This is a genomic window from Streptomyces sp. UNOC14_S4 (assembly GCF_020740835.1).
In the GTDB taxonomy this organism is placed as follows: Bacteria; Actinomycetota; Actinomycetes; order Streptomycetales; family Streptomycetaceae; genus Streptomyces.
In genome coordinates, this window is record NZ_JAINFC010000950.1 from 1 (window position 1) to 1139 (window position 1139).

The 1139-nt window shown below is 69.0% G+C and carries 1 protein-coding gene; it reads left to right on the plus strand.

The genetic code is table 11. The features are described from left to right. Window positions 1–59: 59 nt before the first annotated feature. Window positions 60–1139 (plus strand): M1 family aminopeptidase (locus K6I34_RS37240; RefSeq protein ID WP_229332436.1); only part of this gene is annotated, 1080 nt, incomplete at its 3' end.

The window sequence follows — 1139 nt, forward strand, 5'->3', positions numbered from 1 at the left end:
ACTCACAGCAACCCCCACCGCCATAGGCCCAGCAGCAAAGCTGCGGGACCATGATCCGCATGCCCGCACTCACACGCGACGAAGCCCAGGCCCGCGCACGCCTCCTCGACGTCCACCGCTACGAGATCGACCTCGACCTCACCCGCGGTGCGGAACACGGCGAGGAACTCTTCGGCTCCACCACCGTCATCCACTTCACCGCCCACGAGCCCGGCCATACCTTCGTCGAGCTGAAACCCGCCACCCTGCACCACGTCACCCTCGACGGCACCCCCCTCGACCCGGCCGCCCTCCAGGACGACCGGCTGCCCCTCACCCTCACCGCCGGGCCCCACGAACTCCGCGTCGAGGCCGCCATGCGCTACTCACGCACCGGCGAGGGCATGCACCGCTTCACCGACCCCGCCGACGGCGAGACCTACCTCTACAGCCAGGCCTTCCTCGAGGACTGCCAACGCATCTTCGCCGCCTTCGACCAGCCCGACCTCAAAGCCACCTTCGACATCACCGTCACCGCACCCCCCACCTGGACCGTCCTCGGCAACGGCATCGCCACCCACCACGGCGAAGGACGCTGGCAACTCGCCACCACCCCACCCCTGAGCACCTACTTCGTCGCCCTCGCCGCGGGCCCCTGGCACTCCGTACGCACCGAACACGCCGGCCTGCCCTTCGCCCTCCACTGCCGCCGCTCCCTCGCCCCCCACCTCGACGCCGACGCCGAGGAGATCCTCGACATCACCCGGCGCTGCTACGACCGCTTCCACGAGATCTTCGACGAGCCCTACCCCTTCGACTCCTACGACCAGGCCTTCGTCCCCGAATTCAACGCGGGCGCCATGGAGAACCCCGGACTCGTCACCTTCCGCGACGAATACGTCTTCCGCTCCGCCGTCACCGACACCGAACGCCAGACCCGCGGCGTGACCATCGCCCACGAAATGGCCCACATGTGGTTCGGCGACCTGGTCACACTCCGCTGGTGGGACGACATCTGGCTGAACGAGTCCTTCGCCGAGTACATGGGCTACCAGGTCCTCGCCGACGCCACCCGCTTCGACGGCGCCTGGACGGAATTCGCCGTCGCCCGCAAGGGCTGGGGCTACGACGCCGACCAGCGCCCCTCCACCCACCCCGTC